Origin of the sequence: Streptomyces caelestis (assembly GCF_001279005.1) — a bacterium.
Taxonomy (GTDB): Bacteria; Actinomycetota; Actinomycetes; order Streptomycetales; family Streptomycetaceae; genus Streptomyces; species Streptomyces heliomycini.
This window is the reverse complement of record NZ_LGCN01000181.1, coordinates 1-220: the sequence shown is the minus strand read 5'-3', so window position 1 is coordinate 220 and position 220 is coordinate 1. Positions and strand designations below refer to the sequence as shown.

Below are 220 nucleotides of genomic sequence, written 5' to 3'. Positions count from 1 at the left end.
GCAGGGGACGTTCCAGATGCTCGTCCAGGCCCGCGCACACCGCGTCGAACGCCTCCGCGAACACCGGGAAACGACCGTACAGCTCACGCCCCATACCCAGCCGCTGCGACCCCTGACCCGAGAACAGGAACGCCGTACGGCCCGTACCGGCCACGCCCTCCACGACACCCGCATCCGGACGACCCGCGGCGAGCGCCTCCAGGGCAGCGGCCTTGTCCTC

At 71.4% G+C, this 220-nt stretch carries 1 protein-coding gene; it reads right to left on the bottom strand.

Annotated elements, in window-relative coordinates; genetic code table 11:
* Nucleotides 1-220 (bottom strand): acyltransferase domain-containing protein (locus tag ADK41_RS16090; RefSeq protein ID WP_037805387.1); only part of this gene is annotated, 220 nt, incomplete at both ends.